General features: G+C 41.7%; 19 protein-coding genes and 2 pseudogenes. 9 read left to right on the top strand and 12 right to left on the bottom strand.

The genetic code is table 11. From position 1 onward, the window contains the following. The first annotated feature begins 304 nt into the window (after window positions 1-304). From QYF49_RS15095 to QYF49_RS15105, 3 genes are all read left to right on the top strand, one after another. Window positions 305-490 carry a hypothetical protein gene (locus QYF49_RS15095; RefSeq protein ID WP_290400379.1) on the top strand — a complete coding sequence of 62 codons (186 nt, stop codon included), beginning with the start codon at window positions 305-307 and terminating at the stop codon, window positions 488-490. Window positions 491-495: 5 nt separating this feature from the next. After that, the gene (locus QYF49_RS15100; protein ID WP_290400380.1) at window positions 496-1,290 is read left to right on the top strand and encodes a serine/threonine protein kinase; all 795 of its coding nucleotides are present in this window, start codon (window positions 496-498) and stop codon (window positions 1,288-1,290) included. 110 nt (window positions 1,291-1,400) lie between these two features. After that, the gene (locus QYF49_RS15105; protein ID WP_290400381.1) at window positions 1,401-1,700 is read left to right on the top strand and encodes a hypothetical protein; all 300 of its coding nucleotides are present in this window, start codon (window positions 1,401-1,403) and stop codon (window positions 1,698-1,700) included. A gap of 10 nt (window positions 1,701-1,710) precedes the next feature. Here the strand turns inward: QYF49_RS15105 and QYF49_RS15110 are convergent, their stop codons facing one another. Further along, window positions 1,711-2,373: a Dph6-related ATP pyrophosphatase gene (locus tag QYF49_RS15110; RefSeq protein WP_290400382.1), complete on the bottom strand. Its 663-nt coding sequence runs from the start codon at window positions 2,371-2,373 to the stop codon at window positions 1,711-1,713. Window positions 2,374-2,462: 89 nt separating this feature from the next. On the opposite strand from QYF49_RS15110, the gene QYF49_RS15115 reads away from it, so the two are divergent. Next, on the top strand, window positions 2,463-2,927 hold the full coding sequence (locus tag QYF49_RS15115) for an HIT family protein (protein WP_425589578.1): 465 nt from the start codon (window positions 2,463-2,465) through the stop codon (window positions 2,925-2,927). After that, the gene (locus QYF49_RS15120; RefSeq protein WP_290400383.1) at window positions 2,905-3,747 is read left to right on the top strand and encodes a PP2C family serine/threonine-protein phosphatase; all 843 of its coding nucleotides are present in this window, start codon (window positions 2,905-2,907) and stop codon (window positions 3,745-3,747) included. Before QYF49_RS15115 ends, QYF49_RS15120 begins: the two co-directional genes overlap by 23 nt. Before the next feature lie 112 nt (window positions 3,748-3,859). Here the strand turns inward: QYF49_RS15120 and QYF49_RS15125 are convergent. The 6 genes and pseudogenes from QYF49_RS15125 to QYF49_RS15150 form a co-directional block, all read right to left on the bottom strand. Continuing rightward, window positions 3,860-5,177: pseudogene (locus QYF49_RS15125) on the bottom strand (MDR family MFS transporter); the annotation flags it as partial. Window positions 5,178-5,220: 43 nt separating this feature from the next. Further along, complete coding sequence (locus QYF49_RS15130) at window positions 5,221-5,724, bottom strand: hypothetical protein (protein ID WP_290400384.1); 504 nt, start codon at window positions 5,722-5,724, stop codon at window positions 5,221-5,223. A 125-nt stretch (window positions 5,725-5,849) separates the two neighbouring features. Then, window positions 5,850-6,593, bottom strand: coding sequence for a hypothetical protein (locus QYF49_RS15135; RefSeq protein ID WP_290400385.1), 744 nt, complete (start codon window positions 6,591-6,593; stop codon window positions 5,850-5,852). Between the two features lie 250 nt (window positions 6,594-6,843). Next, window positions 6,844-7,299: a terminase small subunit gene (locus QYF49_RS15140; protein ID WP_290400386.1), complete on the bottom strand. Its 456-nt coding sequence runs from the start codon at window positions 7,297-7,299 to the stop codon at window positions 6,844-6,846. Window positions 7,300-7,857: 558 nt separating this feature from the next. Then, window positions 7,858-8,160 (bottom strand): hypothetical protein, encoded by a 303-nt coding sequence (locus QYF49_RS15145; protein ID WP_290400387.1) that lies wholly within the window; start codon window positions 8,158-8,160, stop codon window positions 7,858-7,860. Continuing rightward, the gene (locus tag QYF49_RS15150) at window positions 8,157-8,654 is read right to left on the bottom strand and encodes a hypothetical protein (RefSeq protein WP_290400388.1); all 498 of its coding nucleotides are present in this window, start codon (window positions 8,652-8,654) and stop codon (window positions 8,157-8,159) included. The genes QYF49_RS15145 and QYF49_RS15150 overlap by 4 nt, the downstream gene beginning before the upstream one ends. Window positions 8,655-10,501: 1,847 nt before the next feature. Between QYF49_RS15150 and QYF49_RS15155 the strand changes: the two genes are divergently transcribed. Beyond that, a complete protein-coding gene (locus QYF49_RS15155) occupies window positions 10,502-10,894 on the top strand; it encodes a hypothetical protein (protein ID WP_290400389.1) in 393 nt (130 codons plus the stop codon). A 247-nt stretch (window positions 10,895-11,141) separates the two neighbouring features. Here the strand turns inward: QYF49_RS15155 and QYF49_RS15160 are convergent, their stop codons facing one another. Genes QYF49_RS15160 through QYF49_RS15175 form a run of 4 tightly spaced genes read right to left on the bottom strand, consistent with a single transcriptional unit; the run spans window position 11,142 to window position 13,898 of the window. Then, on the bottom strand, window positions 11,142-11,900 hold the full coding sequence (locus tag QYF49_RS15160; protein ID WP_290400466.1) for an ABC transporter permease: 759 nt from the start codon (window positions 11,898-11,900) through the stop codon (window positions 11,142-11,144). Then, complete coding sequence (locus tag QYF49_RS15165; protein ID WP_290400390.1) at window positions 11,893-12,663, bottom strand: ABC transporter ATP-binding protein; 771 nt, start codon at window positions 12,661-12,663, stop codon at window positions 11,893-11,895. The genes QYF49_RS15160 and QYF49_RS15165 overlap by 8 nt, the downstream gene beginning before the upstream one ends. A gap of 26 nt (window positions 12,664-12,689) precedes the next feature. Then, window positions 12,690-13,553 (bottom strand): pentapeptide repeat-containing protein, encoded by an 864-nt coding sequence (locus QYF49_RS15170; protein WP_290400391.1) that lies wholly within the window; start codon window positions 13,551-13,553, stop codon window positions 12,690-12,692. 15 nt (window positions 13,554-13,568) lie between these two features. Then, complete coding sequence (locus tag QYF49_RS15175) at window positions 13,569-13,898, bottom strand: PadR family transcriptional regulator (protein ID WP_290400392.1); 330 nt, start codon at window positions 13,896-13,898, stop codon at window positions 13,569-13,571. A 448-nt stretch (window positions 13,899-14,346) separates the two neighbouring features. Between QYF49_RS15175 and QYF49_RS15180 the strand changes: the two genes are divergently transcribed. From QYF49_RS15180 to QYF49_RS15190, 3 genes and pseudogenes are all read left to right on the top strand, one after another. After that, window positions 14,347-14,511, top strand: a complete 165-nt coding sequence (locus QYF49_RS15180) for a hypothetical protein (RefSeq protein WP_290400393.1) — start codon at window positions 14,347-14,349, stop codon at window positions 14,509-14,511. Between the two features lie 257 nt (window positions 14,512-14,768). After that, window positions 14,769-14,889, top strand: a pseudogene (locus tag QYF49_RS15185) (RNA-guided endonuclease TnpB family protein); the annotation flags it as partial. Between the two features lie 401 nt (window positions 14,890-15,290). Continuing rightward, a complete protein-coding gene (locus tag QYF49_RS15190) occupies window positions 15,291-16,910 on the top strand; it encodes a bifunctional metallophosphatase/5'-nucleotidase (protein WP_290400394.1) in 1,620 nt (539 codons plus the stop codon). A gap of 222 nt (window positions 16,911-17,132) precedes the next feature. Here the strand turns inward: QYF49_RS15190 and QYF49_RS15195 are convergent. Next, window positions 17,133-17,506 (bottom strand): tyrosine-type recombinase/integrase (locus QYF49_RS15195; protein WP_290400395.1); only part of this gene is annotated, 374 nt, incomplete at its 5' end.

Consider the following 17,506-nt stretch of genomic DNA (forward strand, 5'->3'; position numbering starts at 1 on the left):
AAAAATACAGAATGGCAATCGTTCCGAAAAAGATAAACGCTGAAGGATACTCTCATTCCCCTTCTCTTTTCCACATTATAACATTTAGTCCTTATTCTGAACATATCCCTATGGCAGAGCTTCATACAATGTTAAACTATGGTTCACGCTCTACGACAAGTTAAATAGTATAGCTATATCGGCACAAAATCTTTTTACGGCAGTTTCATCTCCTGATTTCTATGGATTACCATTCAACGGATTTGGACAAAAATGAAACTAAACTGAAATTCAGCCGTATAGTTAGAAAAGGAGTTGATTTTTGATGTTAAAAAAATTATTGAAATCATTACTTGGCGGGAGCCACAAACGATACAGCAGCAGTGATTATCATAAACATTCATATAAGAAGTTCAGCAGCAGCGACTACGGGAAGAAACATTACGGAAAAAGCCACGGACATTCGTACTACAAAGGAAAACGCAGAAAAAGCGGATTCTTCAGCAGCTGATCTTCATGATGTTTCATTGGGTAAAGGACCTGTATCGGCTGGTCATCGACCGGCCGCTTAAACCGGGCTCTACCCTGCTCGGCCGTTATCGAATCAATGAAGTGCTGGGAATGGGAAGCTACGGCATAACCTATGCCGCTTTAGATGCCGATTCCAGGAAGACAGTGGCGGTTAAGCAGTTGAGGAAAACGAAGAGCTGGACGAAATCGGGGCAGCAATCCTTTGAGCGGGAAAAGGAAATTCTTGAACAGCTCAATCATCCTGCTATTCCCTCTGTCCATCAGTCCTGGCAGGATGAATGCGGCCGGTTTATCGTCATGGATTATGTATCCGGGCAAACGTTTGAGGATTTGATTTTTCAAGAGGGCATACGTTATTCGGAGATAGAGGCTCTAGAGATTTTTAAAGAGGTGCTGGGCATTGTCAGCAGCATGCATCAGAAGGGCGTCATCCACCGGGACCTCCGTATCCCCAATATTATTTCTGCCCATGGCAAACTGCACATCATTGATTTCGGGCTGGCGTGCGGACTATCCGGTGATCATGAACATCCCCAAAAACGCATGAAGGTGAATTTAATGAGGGAGGTTTCTGTCAAAAGCGACTTCTATGCCCTCGGCCACTTTCTGCTGTTCCTGCTCTATTCTGGCTATGAACCTGTTACGAAAAAGGAGAAAAGCTGGGACGAAGAGCTTTCATTAGATCCAGAAGTCCGAAGCCTGATTAGAAGGCTGCTGCAGATTGATGAGAGTTTCAAGTCCGCGAAAGAAATCATGGCTGTTGCCCAAAAACTGACATGAAATGAAAGTTCCAAAAGGAGAACTGTCCTCAGTTCTCCTTTTCTGTCGTCACTTTTCTCTATGGATACGAATAATTTATGGATAAAGTTTGAATAAACAGGAGGGTTTTTATGCTTCCTCTTTTTGATCATACTCATCATTGCAGCTGGCTTGATCATCTCAAAAACGGTGATTCCTTTGGGCGAGTCACTGTATCGGTTCCAGGGGTTCCAGGGGTTCCAGCTGTCCCGGCTGTGCCATTCACAACAGCTCCGCATCCTCCCATACCTTTATCTTTTTCCGGATCGTATTTTTTTCCGCATTATTCATCTTCGTATACATTGCCCTACTCATCACCTTACTCCTACTCCATCTCCTACCCGTTTCCTCCCTGGCCGCCATCCTTTCCAGGCTGGTACAATCCTTATTGACAACAGACGGTTATTGCAACGAGAGCTCCATCCGCTTTGTTGTTTCAAGTTCCAGGATTTCTCCTGATTTTACTGGGACACGGTAACGAAAAAGAGGCCCGCTGTATACGTAGCTATGGTATTCTCCTGCCTCCCCCATCGGACAGATGCCCGTTTCCTGAATATCATTAAGGAACGAAGTGTCTATTTCTCTTCCCAGCCACTTTTCATCCAGAAAGCCGTTCGAAACTCTAATGATTTTCGCCCTATACCCAGACTCAACGAAATTTTTCAACGCTAAAAGGGCTTCTTCTTTTTTCATCCATAGCGGATAAATCGCTTCGAGTGCCGCTTGTTTAGCAACGTTTTCGCCCCATTGTCTGTGTTCGGCAAGATACAGGTCCCCGAAGGCCACCCCGTCCAGTTCGTATTTTCGCTTGAAAGAATTCAATTCGGAGATGAAATTTTCCGTGTAGGAATCGAAAGAACACGGAATCCATTCAAGCGGGATGCCAAGAGCATCAGCCTGGGCTTGAATTAGTTCTTTACTCTCTCCATGTCCAAACGTTCGGCTTGTTTCTTTCGGCAGTGTCGTCATTAAACAGACGACCTCTTCCCCCTGTTTCACAAGTTGATCGAGCACCATGCAGGCATCCTTTCCTCCGCTCCACGAGAGCGCCCATCTTTTCGCCATTTTCATCGCTCCTTTTTTACTGGAAAACTATTCCTAAATTAATGATTATCGTATATAATTTGAAAAATATCTAAAAGGAGCTGTACAGTATGATTGATTCCTGTTTTATATGCAGCAAGCACCAAGGCACCATAACAACAGCCGGCAAGATGATCTACGAAGATGATTACGTATACATCGGACATATCGATAAAGGCGGCAATCCAGCTTACCTTGGATATGTCATGATTGATATAAAGCGCCATGCGGAAACATTGGCAGATATGAACCTTGAAGAAGCCAAGGCTTTCGGCGTGGCCATGGCAAGAATAAGCAAAGCCCTCAGGGAAAGTGAAGGTGCAGAACACATATACGCTCGAGTTTCCGGACATGGCGTTCCCCATCTTCATATGCATATTACTCCCCGGTATCCCGGCACACCGAAAGAATACTGGGGACCGCGGGAAGTCCTGGACTGGGAGAATGCTCCGTACGGCACAGGCGAAACACTTGATAGGGTATGCGAGAGACTGAGAGCTCACATGGAGATGGATGATGAAACCATTAATGAATGAAATCAGCTGGGTCGGCAGCTCTTACCCTTATATAGATCAACCTGATCTCTCCTCTATTAATCATATCACGGTCGGGAGATATGGAGGGAACTCTCTTTCCGGCGCCAATAAGAACGAAGACGGCTGCCTCGTTTGGGCCGGTGAAAAAGAAGATTGGGAGTTTGCCGTCATCTTGGATGCCCATTATAGTGCGGAGAGTGCCGAGCTCGTGGTTGAGGAACTGGTAACTCAAAAAGAGAGTTTACTTGAAACGATCAAGCTTCCCGCGCCTGCTTGTTTCATAGAGTTGGAATCTCGTTTGGCCTCATTGTTCAGGAGTTCAGAATTTCGTTCGAAGTGCCAGATGATAAAAGGCGAGACGGCTTGCCTGATCGCATTCCGCAAAGAAAATTATGTATGGTGGCTTTCGATCGGCGATTGCGTGCTTTATCTGTTTCATCCCGAACTCTCGGACTTTAAGCAATACCAATTGAACCAGCGGAACTTTTATGAGTGGATCGGTAAGGTCAATACCTTTGAACAGCCTTTGCCTTGTTACAGCACCGGAGTGCGCGAACTGCGAAAAGGCAAAACGGTTCTGCTTCTTGCTACTGATGGAATGATCGAATGCCCGAACTCAGGCTTTGAAGATGCAAAGAAGGTGCATGAAGTTTTTGCGGATGCCGCCAATGTGGAAGATGGTGTGCTGCGGCTTCTGCAGTCCGTGGAAGCTCATCATGGCCGGGACAGCGCCACGCTGATTTCCTGGACGATACATAACACAAAAGAAGGAAGCGAACCGAGCGACGGCCGTGTCCCTCACGAGCTGAGAAAAGAATAAAAAAAGCAGTGCCAATGTATAATAAGAGTCTTATTATACAAGCACCGCATTTTGGTGTCAGGCACCCCCTTTTGACACTTGTGTAACACCCGTGCCTGGCACCGTCTGCTGTAATTTTTTCGAGTATAGGCGCAGGGATCATTGCCCTTGCCTGCTCGGACAGGATCTGTCTTGCATCGCCTGCTCCGCTGCCCGGCATGGTTCCTCCCATTCCGTTAAATGTTTCCTTTAGCTGTGAGGCCAGATCGCTCCTTTGAATGGTACCGAAGATAGTTATTCCGAGCGTCATTCCGAGCGAACGTATAAAATTGCTTGTTGATGTAGCGGAACCTGTCTGCAGCATGCCGAAATTATGGATGGCTGCCATGCTGAGTACAGAGAAGGAAAATCCTATCCCCAGACCGACAACGATCATATACAGCGTCAGTACCAGCCTGCTCGTATCCGGTGTGATTGTGCTCAATAATGCAAATCCACCGATCATAATGATCCCAGAAAGAAACTTAATATTGCGGTAGCTCATCTTGGAAGTCAGAAATCCCCCAAGCTGTACGGTAACGACTGAACCAAGCATCATTGGAAGCAGGATCAGCCCTGAGTTGGTCGCCGTTCCCCCGTAAACGCCCTGAACAAAAATGGGAATATAAACCGTAGCTGCCATAAACGTGGCTCCGTAGAAGAACGCAACGATTGTACTGCCCGCAAACAGGCGGTTCTGGAACATTTTAAATGAAATGATCGGTTCTTCCGCTTTTCGTTCCACTCCCAAAAACAGAAGAAACAGTACAGCAAATCCTGCCCAACAAACTGATGATCTGCCAGGAGCTCCAATCAAACTTCTGGCCGCCAAGTTCCAGTGAAAACATGAGGCAAACGACAGCTCCGATCAATGTTACGGCGCCGAGCCAGTCGATTTTTTGCTTCGTATGAACATGTGATTCTTTATAGAATAAACCCACGAACACCAACGCCAGAATTCCCAATGGCAGGTTGATGTAAAAAACCCAGTGCCAACTGATGTTATCGGTGATATACGCCCCAAGAAGCGGGCCGAAAATACTGGAAAGCCCAAAGACCGCTCCAAACAGCCCTCCCATTTTCCCTCTTTTTTCTGGAGGAAAGATATCAAAAACAATGGTAAACGCAATGGGAATCAAGGCTCCTCCGCCAATCCCCTGTATCGCCCGGTAGATGCCGAGCTGAAGAATACTGTCAGCTGTTCCGCATAGTGACGAACCCACCATAAACAGGATCAGCCCAAAAATAAAGAATCTCTTTCTGCCGTACATATCCGACAGCTTCCCGAAAATCGGCATTCCTGCCATTTCAGCTACCATGTAGGCTGAGACTACCCATACAAAGTTTTCAAGGCCACCCAGATCGCCGACGATTGTTCCCATCGCGGTAACTACGATCGTGTTGTCCAATGTTTCTTATTACAGCAATAAAAAACCCCCTTATGCATTAAGGGGGTTACGCAAATAAACTGTACTCAAAATAACATAGAAAATATGTCTTTTTAAACTCATCATATTGTAATTGAGTAAAAAATTCCACATCTTGTTTTCGTTCAATTAAACGAAACATATCGTAAATACTTATTAATTCTTTAGCCTGTGGGCTTTCAAATTTTATTATTTCGTACTTCAAGCTATTGAATTCTTCATAGGTAAAATCAATCTCTGAATTATGAAAGTAATAAGGAAATGGGGCTTCATTCTCTTGGAGTTGATATTTAAACTCATCGAATTTAATTTGTGAGAAATTATGGTCAATCTCCGTTCTAATAAAATTTTCAATAGCACTTTTTGTGAATTCAGCCTGTTCCTCAACAGCTTCTTGTAATTTCTTATGTTCATTCTCAATTTGCATTTTAGCCCCTTTAATCGCTGCTTTATAGCCGACTATAGCACCAACGGTTCCAACAGCAAGGGTAACAACATTTGTAATGATATTATTCAGCAAATCAATGTCCATTAAGGCATTTCCCCGTCTTTACCTTTTTTATTTTCATTTAACTATCTTCCTCAAACTTTTCTTTAATAAAACGATTACAATTGACATTAAAGGTAATAGTAAATGATAAAGTTAATAAAGCTAACTCACAAAGTTTCTTCATACCTCGCAATCAAAAAATCAATAAAATCCATTTCTTTTTCTTTACCGTCAGTGGTTTTTACTCTTCCAATCAGTTTTTTGGTTAAGGTCGTTTCTATTTCATAAGAATCGGTACAGAACGCACCACTAAGTGCACCAATTTCTTTTGTGAGATGCCCCTTATTTCCTTCTTCGTTTTTCATTATAAATCTGAATTCCAGCTGTTCTTTAAACGCAAGGTCTTTCTTAAAAGGTCCTATTCTCCCATTTGTATTTTCTAAATCAATGTATTCAATAAAATTTAAGTACTCGACAGGAAAAGTATTTTTAAATTTCTTCACAAAGTCTGCAGTATCAGTTATAACCGCACAGCCTTCTCCGAATTTTTCTAGTTCTTTAGGGATAAGCCTGTCTATTTTACCCGCTTTATAGTCGTAAATTCGGTCAATACTAATACCCGCCATACAATAGACATAACTATCCATTATTTCATCAAGGCTAATATCAACAAACCCGGTTCTAAGTTCTATTTCCTGCCCTTCAACGGTAATTGTTACTTTAGGAGACTTGTACCTTTCAAAGACACCGTCATACTTATCTGCCCTCTTTATTTTTTTTTGTAATTCATCTTTCTCCAAATCTTTATAATGACCCAACCTTTGCATAAAAATATTTCCTTTATTCAATAATGCTTCAACATGCTGTTTTTCCCCAAATTTTAGTAATAATGGTATGTCGATTTTCGGCACTTACAATTATCCTCTCTCTAGCCGTTTTACCAATAATATTCTACCTCATTTTAATAACTTCCTTCTTTAGCTAAAAACTGCCTAGTTAGAGGGAACTTTGATAAATGGAAACTCAACATAATATTAAACTAACAGCACAAACATGAAATTTTTGAAAAACCTCTAAGGTGTTTTTCCCATACTTCACTTATACGAACATGTTTCGTGCATAAAAAAAGGAAGCCACTAATTAAAGTGACCTCCCGTTGTCTTACAGTTCTACATAGTCTGCATCTATTATTGTTCTATCGTCTTCTTCATCTTCTTCAATAAGGTCAATAACAAAGTGTGCTTGCTGTACCTCATGCTTCTGGACGAATGCCCCTTGGAATTTACCAAGCAATTCTACTGCCTTTACCCTGTCCCTTAACGGCGGTTTAACCTTCCGTATGTTCCCCTTAAGGTCAATCATCTCGTCCTTATATTCAGGGTCAAGCATGTTATTTAATTCCTCTCGAAGTTGTACGGCACTTCTTATCTTCTCCTGTGGAACAATGGACATAAGGTGGTCTACCTCTTGCTGTACCAGTTCATTCTGAAGATAGCCATAACAAGTCTTATTAGATAAGCCAATTTGCTTCGCTGTTTCTGCTATGTTGCCCCTATTAGCAATATAACTAACGGCAAACTTCTTCATATTGTCCGTCAATGTTTTCTTTCTAGCCATTTGTCATAACCTCCCTATTAGTGTACGGTGACCGTCTTCCTCAAGCCTGTAAATTTAGCCTGAAGCACATTCCTTATTTGTGATATAGCTGTTCTTAAATTGTCTGTTTGCTTCTGTGATAATTTCCTGAATAGTTAGCCCTTCAAGTTTATAGTGAATTAGGTATCTGTCGTTAAGCTTGTATTCGACAATGTACATATTCAATTTCCCCGTCTTCCCATACAATTTTATTATCAACTAGCCGTCCTTCTCGGACAGTTCCAGAAATGCGTTCTTGTTTTACTTTTAATAATTGATGCCAATTCCTTGTTATTTAGTTTGTCATTTCCTCCGCCAAGTTGTAGAAATAATGATAAAATAGAGAAAAAGCTTGTATATAGATTTATTTATTTAGAATAGGAGGAACAGGCCATGTTAGGCGATATTATATATCAGGTTATACTTTGCGGAGGTATAGCATTAATTTTAGGTGTTATAGTTTATATATTTTTCAAGAGAACCTGAAGCCAATTTCTTCTAATTCAAAAATCGGGTGCTTTACTTTAATAAGAACGATAATCATGCAGCTACATCCAATAAATTCACATTAATGTAAAACCAGTTGTCCGCTAAAAGGACAGCATATTTAAATACATCTTCTAAGTTTGTCCCATTGAATACAATAGAACTTTTTGGCATGTTCTTATGCCGAATCTTTACATAGGTTTCACCGTTTATAGTGCAGCATTTCCGGCTGTTACCGTTTGGAAGCTGAATAGTTCCCATGTCATAATGATTAGGCTTAAACATTCTACCAATCGGTTTCTCTGTAAGTGACCATTTACCGTTAATCCAATAGCCTATTTGTGCTTTTACTTTCATTTCAATTTCCCCCTGTATTCATTTAATAATTGCTTTATTTCCTCATCGGTAAGCTTGTCCAGAACCTTCCTAGCCCGTTCTATATCATCAATAGCCCTTTTTGGCTTTGTTCCTTTAAGCTGTGCCTTTAGTTCTCGTAATTGTTGACGGTTCATCATTTCCCCATATTCAACTAACCGTTCTGAAGGAATGTCTTCAGGAAACTGTACTAGTTCATATAGCTTAGAATCCGGTAAACATGAATGTGACGCATTGCGTCCAAACCTCTTATAGCATTGCAGGAAGCGGTGTCCGTCCCTATTACTCAAATCCAATGACCCTAACGCTTCATCAAAGAATCCGTTCTCTTTTGCATATGCCAGTTCTTCACCGATACGAAGAAGCTTTTCTCCTGCCTGAGCTTGTAAGTTACGGACGTTATTCACAACTGTATAAACGCTTTTCTTTTCTTCTACTCCGAACAATTCATTTGCATCAAACAATACTTCATTCATCCGTTTTTCTCCCCTAATGTACAAAAGGCATTCCCGAAGGAACGCCCAAAGTTTTATTTATTCGTGTGGTTGTGATTTCTCACCTACCGCAACGGCTAGTTCTAAGTGGTGGGAGTTCAAGTCACTTAATCCCTTTTCTCATTATCGATCGATTTTTGAACGAAAGGATGGATGGAATACAGAATTTGTTATGTAAAGATAGTTTACACTTTGCTGTTGTCCTTCTATCCAAGATGCCATAAATATACCAGAAATGACAAGACCTATTACTACAATAAAGAACAGTTGTGACATGTTTCATCCTCCTTGAATTTACCAAAATGTCAGTAGGAGATTCTACTGATCTCGAATCCTAATGTAATCACCCTGTTCAATAAATTATACACGAACATTTGTTCGTATAAAACATAAAAATCTAAAAATAACCGATTTTCTTCTTCTAACTTCCTGTTCAATCACTTTGCTCCGTTATGGAAGGTAACATACTAAAGATTGTGGGGATTTTATAGCTTGGAAGGGACACCGAGGTTGTAAGGCATTTCGCCATGTTTCAAAATCCTTAATGGAATGAAGGCTGTGTGTGTATCTTCAGTTGAAGATACAAGCCATCGTATAGATAAGGAATGGGGCCTTGGGAATTTTCATATAAAAAGACAGTCGTAAAGCTGGCTACAATAAGGGTTATAGTTTGTAAAGTTGTAAAGAGTTTTTAAAAAAGGTCTGTTTTTGTTCCTTTTTATTTTGCACAGGTGTTAAAATGAATTTCACGCCACCCCTTTTCGACCCTTTCTCTTAGTCCCTTACGCTAAGAGAAAGGGTTTTGTCCTTTCAAGAGGACATGAACATAATCACTGGAACCATCTATTACAGAACTTAGAATTATTCGTTGTCTAATGAAGTTACAGGAAGACTCGCAGCTGCCGGGAAACTCATCGGTATTGATGTACTGGATCAGCTATCTAATGCGAAGGCCGAATACACTAGTCTGAAAGAAAAAGGCTATTTGTACATTTACATTTCCTGTTTTTTTAGGGAGAGAAGAAAAATGATTTTTTTCGAAATTAAAAACACAAACAAATTTGCAAGCGGAAATGCTTGTGTTTCCATTGAAAGAACATCCACAGCTACCTTCCCTTATTGGTTTATATAGTCGCAAATAACCCCATTCAGCCGGATACCCACAAACCATCTTAGCTGTGCTACTGTATCACTGGACTTCGTAATGGCAATCGAACCGACGATTTCACCATTCACTTCAGCAACCCATAGATCCCCTCCATCGGTATTTTTTTGGACCAGCTAAATAGACACAATTATTCTCTATGGAATCCATGACCAACCACCACTATTTTAAAAATTCCTTTTGTTTTCAATACCTAGGAAACTAGGATTCGTACATATTTTACTACGCTTATAGGAACCGTTTGTATGAAGCCGGTCTCTTCATCAAACTGTCTGCTTAGCAAAATGTTCTCTTCTTCCACAATAACTACTTCTAATGTATTTAATACCTTGCAAAAGCCTCTTTCTATGTGACCACCAAATACCTTGTATCTTTAGTTTGATGGAGTTGTTCCGTTGGTATGGGTCATTGCAACCTAAAACACTAAAAACGTCCCAAAATTGAAATTTAAGCGTTTAAGATAGGTTTAAAGCATTACCAAATAATATCATCTTCAACTAAAGCACCCGTCAGTTTAAGTGCATTTTTTCACAATGTTCGCTGTCTATACAAAGAAGAAGCTTGCTGACTCTTACAAGTTAGTGGGACTAACAGCAAGTTTGCTTAAAATTTTAATTGTTGTAAAATAGTGTAAAGTAATTTTATTTTACGGAGGGTAATGAAAATGAAGATTTTGTATGATGAAACATACACTTCAAATGAAGGAAGGCGAGCAAGCAGGAATATTTGGTATGGAGATGCTGATATATCAGTTGATGGTGAGCATGGAAAAATCATTAATCTTAATGAAGATTTTATGGATAATTTATGCGAAATAATAAAAAATGATTTATCTAAAAATGCAGCAAATAAGCCTACTGAAACTAACTGGTATATTTATGGAAGTGGTGTAACTCTGGAAACTATTGGAGGCAATAACCTTCCGACAATTATGGTTCGTGAGAAGTCTGACGAGTTTATAACTAATTTTAATATCAGTGACCACGATTTTGCTGTAAATATTGATGCTATTCTGCTGTTTAAGACTGAATTTGAAAAACGTTTAGCTAGTAATTGAGGCGTAATGCCACATTTCGATACTTTATTTTAAACATTCAAAATTTCTTTAGTTAGTAACTTTTGCTTTAGTGATTCTATAGTCTCCACTATACATACAAACACCATCCGAACCTGATTTGTTAGTTATATTATAACAAATTAACGCGGTGAATAAATAAAGTTGATGGATAAAAAATTAGACTGTTGAGAGTTTCTCGACAGCCTGCTAGGAAACCCTCGGGTTTCCTATTTTTTCGTTTAAATCTTCATCTCCGTGCTTTATACACCCTCATGGCAAAGAAATAAGCTACGATCATAATCCCAACGCACCACGCAAGAGCAATCCAAATCTCATTTCCAACTGGCTGGTTTGACAGCAGCGCACGGATGGATTCTACAATGGAGGTGACGGGCTGGTTTTCGGCAAAGGCGCGAACGGCCCACGGCATTGACTCGGTGGGTACAAACGCTGAGCTGATAAACGGAAGGAAGATGAGCGGATAGGAAAAGGCGCTTACACCATCCACCGATTTTGCGGATAGCCCGGCAATTGCTGCCATCCAGGTCAGGGCGAGCGTAAAAAGCGCAATAATACCAGCTACAGCTAGCCATGACAGGACTCCGGCCGATGAGCGAAAGCCCATGATGAGCGCCACAAAAATGATGATGATAACAGAAAGGGCATTGGATACAAGCGAGGTCAGCACGTGCCCCCACAGCACGGTGGAACGCGCAATCGGCATGGAGTGGAATCGCTCAAAGATCCCCTTTGACTTATCCAGAAACAGGCGGTAAGCCGTATAAGAGATACCACTCGCAACCGCGATCAGCAAGATGCCGGGCATCAGGTAGTTCACATAGTGATCCGTACCGGTTTGAATGGCCCCGCCAAACACATAAACGAACAGCAGCAATAAAGCAATTGGCGTAATCGTGACCGTGATGATGGTATCCATACTGCGGGAAATATGGCGCATCGAACGTCCAACCATCACTCCCATGTCGCTGAAGAAATGTTTATTCATCTTTAGTTTCCTCCTTTTTATTGATGATCGTGAGGAATATTTCTTCCAATGAAGGCTGTTTTTCCACATATTCCACTTTTGCAGGCGGGAACAGCTTTTTCAGTTTCTCAAGCGTACCGCTGGCAATCAACCTGCCCTCATGCAGGATGGCAATTCGATCGGCAAGCTGTTCTGCCTCCTCCAAATACTGAGTGGTCAAGAATACCGTCGTGCCGCTGTCAGCCAGTTCTTTGACGACCTTCCAAACCTCGATGCGCGCCTCGGGATCCAGTCCGGTCGTCGGTTCGTCTAGGAAAATAATCTGCGGTTTGCCGATAAGGCTCATGGCGATGTCGAGCCTGCGGCGCATGCCGCCTGAATAAGTAGACGCCCTCCGGTCAGCGGCGCCGGTCAAACCGAAGCGTTGCAGCAGCTCATCCGCGACTTGACGGGGTTGCTCAAGGTGCCGGAGTCTGGCGATCATAATCAGATTTTCACGCCCGGTCAACACCTCATCCACAGCGGCAAATTGCCCGGTCAGGCTGATCGACTTTCGGACATTCTCGCTCTTTGACACGACCTCAAATCCGTTTACGGTCGCTGTCCCTCCATCCGGTTTCAGCAGCGTAGAGAGAATTTTGACAACCGTTGTCTTACCGGCGCCGTTGGAACCAAGCAAAGCAAAAATCGTTCCCTTTTCCACTTCAAAATCTACACCCTTTAGAACCTGAAGCTTCTTATAGGACTTTTGCAAACCTTTTACCTGAATGGACTGGTTTTGCATCCTCTTCTCCTCCTATTCTGAACTCTTTAAAAAACCGTAACCTTGGATAAATCGGCTTCCAAACCTTTAAGCGCGGCATAGGTCAGTTTATCCATCCTTGCACCGTCAAAGCAGATGGTTTTTATCGCCCGGTAAAATTTCTTAGACAAGGCAGGTCCCTTAAAGGATACATTTTTGAGGGTTGCGCCTCTGAACGTTACTTCTTTCAGCCCGGCCTTATCAAATTTAACGCCGATAAAGGTTTGATGATCCAGGTTTAATCCTTCTAAAGAAGAATTTGTGAAGTCCACGCCGTCAAAGGTGCAGTTTTCAAAGGTGGTTTTACTAAGATCGGTCATGGTCAGCTTCACATCGGTCATGGTTATATCTTTGAATTCGACACCGGCAAGCGACGACTTACTGAAGGTTGTGCGCACAAGGATGGATTGGTTGAAGCTAGAATTGGAGAGGTCTAGGGTGGAGAAGGTGCAGTCTGTCAGATTTGCATTGTTGAAATTGGCTTCACGCACATCGCTTGACTTAAATGAGCTGCCGGTCAGGTCTGAGTTGGAAAAGTCGGAGCCGTGTAAGGAGCTCCCCGCAAATTTTCCTTTGTGTGCGGTAACACCTGCAAAGTCACTATTTGTTAAGTCGCTGGAGCTGAGGTTGGTCAGCACCTGACGCTCCAATGATCGGGTGAGGTTGGCAACTTCCTGTACCGTTTGTTCAATATCACCAATGCTGTCAATCGTCATCTCTAATGCTGTTTCATCGTCCTTCCCTTCTTTTTTTAGTTCGTTGAACCGCTCCTGCAGATCGGTCAGCAGATCAGCCTGTAATTCATCCACACTTTTCACCCCATTATATGGTGCAAAAACGCCATTTACGTATTGATTTAGTTTTTCGTTCATTCCATTGCATCTCCCTTATAATAATTTTTCTAAGACACGTTTTGCATACTCCCAATTGCTGATGTTGTTGGTGTGAGTCGCTTTACCTTTTTCGGTGATTTTAAAATACTTACGCCGTCCTCCCTGAGACCCATCGCCCCAGTACCACTCCACATCGCCGTCTGCTTCAAGTCGGCGAAGGCTGGAGTACATCGTGGCTTCCTTTAACTCATAATTGCCGTCCGACCGTTCAGCAATCAACTTAACAATTTCGTACCCATAACGATCCGCTTCGGACAGGAGCCGTAAAATCATCGTATCGGTATGGCCACGCAGCAGGTCGGATGTGATTTTGTTCTCGCTCATAAAATTACCTCCCTATCAGCATTATGCAACGAAGTACTATGACTGTCAAGGTAATATTATAATTTTTATACTATGTATGGAAAAATAATACGTGCACATACTTCCACCTATCATTTAGACATAAGAAAAGCCTCCACCTTAACCCCCCCATCGGCTATTTGGTGAAGCCTTTCTATTATTTGCTAATGATTCAAATGATGATGGTTCATTAGGAATAAGTTCATGATTTAATTATTAGGTCAAATATATTTAGTCTCCTGTACGTTTTGCTTATAGCCCCATTCCTTATGAAAAACGGCTTTATTTCATTGTCTGCGTTTGCACTGGGGTGTCTCTTGCTGTCCAGTCCTGGAACAAATAGGGGGGGTTGCCCCCCTTCCCTCACGGAAGCAGGATAAGAATCGGCTGCCGATTCTTCCTTCATAACAATGCATAGGAGATGAATCGAATGAAGACATGTCCCTATTGCGGAAGCATGGTAGACAACCGTGAAGATCATCATGAATGTTCATTTTGTGAGATGGTCATTTCTTTAGAGGATGTCCAAGAAGACGGAAAACGAAAAAACGTTAAGCCGGACCATCAGCCGGACATAGAACTTCTCTATTTGTAAAAAATCGCAAGTAGTGAACGGTTCAAAACCTATGAATCACGGCGATCGATCCTCAGAGCACTCAACCACCGAGAAGATGCCTATTATCGACAAGGAGAAAAAGAGCTGTATGAACAATATAATTACTGGACTCGTAAATGTTTTGTATTAGAGAATTTGGTACGTGACAGGCAGGGGGTTTTTCCCTACTAAACTTACTGCATCATACCTCAAAGACTTGACTAAAAACTCTGACAAGTGGATGGCACAAATTTGGTCAAACGTGCCCGAAATGTTCTGAAAAAAATAAGGCGCAGGGCAGAAAATACAGGTTTTTAAAAACATAGAGACATTATCGGTGCGATCAATATCAGATATGCACCTGTGGTTGATTGTTAAAGTCAATCAGCCTAAGATGCTATAAGCACTGTCTTAGGAGGGGTAATGAGTATTCCCAGATTTATGAAATTTTTTTCGCAGTAAATTGACGGAAGCACAATGACCGGTAAGATAAACCGCTAAGACTACGGTTTATCTTGGAACGCAACTTTAGAAACAGGCGGTGTTCTCGTTCGTAAAGTTGTGGCTTTGAGTTTGTTGTTGTAGGATAATAAAAAACAGTAACAAAGCGTGGCTAAATATGGTCGCGCTTTTTTATTGAAGTTGAAATCTTATCAATTACAAAATTTCATAATTTCTTTACTAATCTATTACAAAGTAAATCCTCACTCTTTCTATAATCCAGCCGAATAACTATAATCGTGACATATTTACTAGATTAATAAGGGAGAGGTCATTATATGGGGAAACCGTCATTTAGTAAAATAAAATGGTCCTTTGTAGCTGCAACCCTAGCGTTATCCACGCTTTCGTCTTCGTTCGCAATGGATACTGCTAACGCAGCCAAAACACCAAAGAACGTGAATGTTCAACTGCTAGGAATTAATGATTTTCATGGGCAGCTTGATACGTACAATACAAAACTTAACGCAGGTGGAGCAGAGTACCTTGCGGCTTACCTTAAGCAACGGGAAGCAACAAACCCGGAGAATACCCTAAAGGTCCATGCCGGCGATGCGGTGGGTGCAAGTTCTCCTGTATCTGCTTTGCTTCAGGACGAGCCAACTATTGATTTTCTAAATGAAACAGGCTTTGATGTGGGCACGGTCGGAAACCATGAGTTTGACGAAGGCGTTCAGGAAATGCTCCGCCTAATAAACGGGGGTAGCCATCCTAAAACGGTGGATAAATACGGTGAGTTCGAGGGAGCAGACTTCCCTTATGTAGCGGCAAATGTTATTAATAAAGAAACAAATAAGCCAGTTCTTCCTCCTTATGTGATTAAGAAGGTAGGAGGCGTTCCTATCGGCTTTATCGGTGTTGCTTTATCCGATACACCAAGCGTCGTTATGCCAAGCGGAGTAGAAGGCGTAGAATTCACAGATGAAACGCAAGCGATTAATAAATATGCGGCGGAATTGAAAGCGAAAGGAGTAAAATCCATTGTAGTATTGGCGCATAATCCTTCAACTTCAAATGCCGACGGTTCTAATCCTTCTGGAGAATTAGTAGATATCGCTAAAGGCGTTGATGATGAAGTCGACGTGCTGTTTGGCGGCCACAATCACGCGTTAACAAATGCAACAGTTGATAATAAATTACTCGTACAGTCATATTCTTACGGTACAGCATTTTCGGATGTTGACCTAGTCATCAATCCATTAACCAAAGATATCGTACAAAAGAAAGCAGAGATCGTAACCACTTATCGTGATAAAATTGAACCAGATGCACAAATTAAGAAACTGGTTGATAAATATACAGCGGATGTAGCCCCAATTCTTAATGAAAAGATTGGAACGACTCCTTCTCCTATCAGTAAAGAGCAAAACGCAGATGGAGAATCTGCAATGGGCAACATGATTGCTGATTCTATGAAGGCCCAAACTGGCACGGATTTCGCCTTTATGAATCCAGGCGGCATCCGTGCGGATATTGATGCAGGCGACATTCTATGGAAGGAAGCTTTCACCGTTCAACCATTTGGCAATGATCTTGTGAAGATGGAATTAACAGGTGATCAAGTAAAAAGCTTGTTCAACGACCAATGGGCGAATGGTTCAAGTGGAAAGATTCTTCAAATTTCCGGGCTAAAAGTAAAGTATGACGATTCTAAACCTGCAGGAGAAAAGGTTGTAGAAATCACACTGCCAGATGGTACACCGCTCGACCCGTCTAAAACCTATACTGCAACAGTGAACAGCTTCATGGCAAGCGGTGGAGATGGTTATACCACATTAAAAGATGGCCAAAACAAAGTCGTTGATATTGTTGATCTCGATGCATTAGTAAAATATATCAAGTCAAAAGGCGAAGTAAATCCTTCGATCGACGGCCGAATCACAAAGTTAAATAAATAAGTAAAAAGTATGGCGAAAGGAGTGCTATAGATGCACTCCTTTTTTTGTTTGTCTAGTTTAAAAAATCCAGGTTGATGACCATGATCCTCCATCCCACATCGTTGTACCGGCGTTACATAAAAACAAAGAAAAAATACTGGATGTTTTTTCAGAGAAGCTGGGCTAAAAATAAGCCACATGATTTCCAAATTTACTAACCTCTTCATGATTGAAAGTGACTAATCAAGCAATCAGGGGAAGAGGAAATAGAGAGTAAAATAAAGGACTGGTATCTTGCATATTGAGTGCCGTTGATTCCTGTAATAGTTTCCGATAGTTAAATAACAGATCCTTGGTTTCTCGCTTTATCGGAATGGTCCGAGGTTTATTCCCTTTTCCGATCACATCCACCAATAAATTCCCCCGTCGGTTTTTCCGAAAACTTCCCCAGTTTAGATTAAGTAGCTCACTGGCGCGAAGGCCTGTGGTGTATAGCAGATAACCAATGAGCAAATTCCGCGTTTGCAGCTGCTTTCGGTACGTATCGGTCTTCACGATTTTCGGAAAATAAGAGATTAATAACTCTGCATCTTCCTGATTCAACTCCCTTAATTGAA

It is taken from the genome of Fictibacillus terranigra (assembly GCF_030412265.1).
Lineage (GTDB): Bacteria > Bacillota > Bacilli > Bacillales > Fictibacillaceae > Fictibacillus_C > Fictibacillus_C terrinigri.

What these genes read in the sequence shown, in the direction of transcription:
- QYF49_RS15100 (WP_290400380.1), top strand. Translation starts at nt 496, where the DNA reads ATGATGTTTCATTGGGTAAAGGACCTGTATCGGCTGGTCATCGACCGG.
- QYF49_RS15150 (WP_290400388.1), bottom strand. Translation starts at nt 8,654, where the DNA reads ATGAATGAAGTATTGTTTGATGCAAATGAATTGTTCGGAGTAGAAGAA.
- QYF49_RS15110 (WP_290400382.1), bottom strand. Translation starts at nt 2,373, where the DNA reads ATGGCGAAAAGATGGGCGCTCTCGTGGAGCGGAGGAAAGGATGCCTGC.
- QYF49_RS15160 (WP_290400466.1), bottom strand. Translation starts at nt 11,900, where the DNA reads ATGAATAAACATTTCTTCAGCGACATGGGAGTGATGGTTGGACGTTCG.
- QYF49_RS15120 (WP_290400383.1), top strand. Translation starts at nt 2,905, where the DNA reads ATGATGAAACCATTAATGAATGAAATCAGCTGGGTCGGCAGCTCTTAC.
- QYF49_RS15095 (WP_290400379.1), top strand. Translation starts at nt 305, where the DNA reads ATGTTAAAAAAATTATTGAAATCATTACTTGGCGGGAGCCACAAACGA.
- QYF49_RS15105 (WP_290400381.1), top strand. Translation starts at nt 1,401, where the DNA reads ATGCTTCCTCTTTTTGATCATACTCATCATTGCAGCTGGCTTGATCAT.
- QYF49_RS15130 (WP_290400384.1), bottom strand. Translation starts at nt 5,724, where the DNA reads ATGGACATTGATTTGCTGAATAATATCATTACAAATGTTGTTACCCTT.
- QYF49_RS15155 (WP_290400389.1), top strand. Translation starts at nt 10,502, where the DNA reads ATGAAGATTTTGTATGATGAAACATACACTTCAAATGAAGGAAGGCGA.
- QYF49_RS15180 (WP_290400393.1), top strand. Translation starts at nt 14,347, where the DNA reads ATGAAGACATGTCCCTATTGCGGAAGCATGGTAGACAACCGTGAAGAT.
- QYF49_RS15115 (WP_425589578.1), top strand. Translation starts at nt 2,463, where the DNA reads ATGATTGATTCCTGTTTTATATGCAGCAAGCACCAAGGCACCATAACA.
- QYF49_RS15175 (WP_290400392.1), bottom strand. Translation starts at nt 13,898, where the DNA reads ATGAGCGAGAACAAAATCACATCCGACCTGCTGCGTGGCCATACCGAT.
- QYF49_RS15140 (WP_290400386.1), bottom strand. Translation starts at nt 7,299, where the DNA reads ATGGCTAGAAAGAAAACATTGACGGACAATATGAAGAAGTTTGCCGTT.
- QYF49_RS15190 (WP_290400394.1), top strand. Translation starts at nt 15,291, where the DNA reads ATGGGGAAACCGTCATTTAGTAAAATAAAATGGTCCTTTGTAGCTGCA.
- QYF49_RS15165 (WP_290400390.1), bottom strand. Translation starts at nt 12,663, where the DNA reads ATGCAAAACCAGTCCATTCAGGTAAAAGGTTTGCAAAAGTCCTATAAG.
- QYF49_RS15145 (WP_290400387.1), bottom strand. Translation starts at nt 8,160, where the DNA reads ATGAAAGTAAAAGCACAAATAGGCTATTGGATTAACGGTAAATGGTCA.
- QYF49_RS15170 (WP_290400391.1), bottom strand. Translation starts at nt 13,553, where the DNA reads ATGAACGAAAAACTAAATCAATACGTAAATGGCGTTTTTGCACCATAT.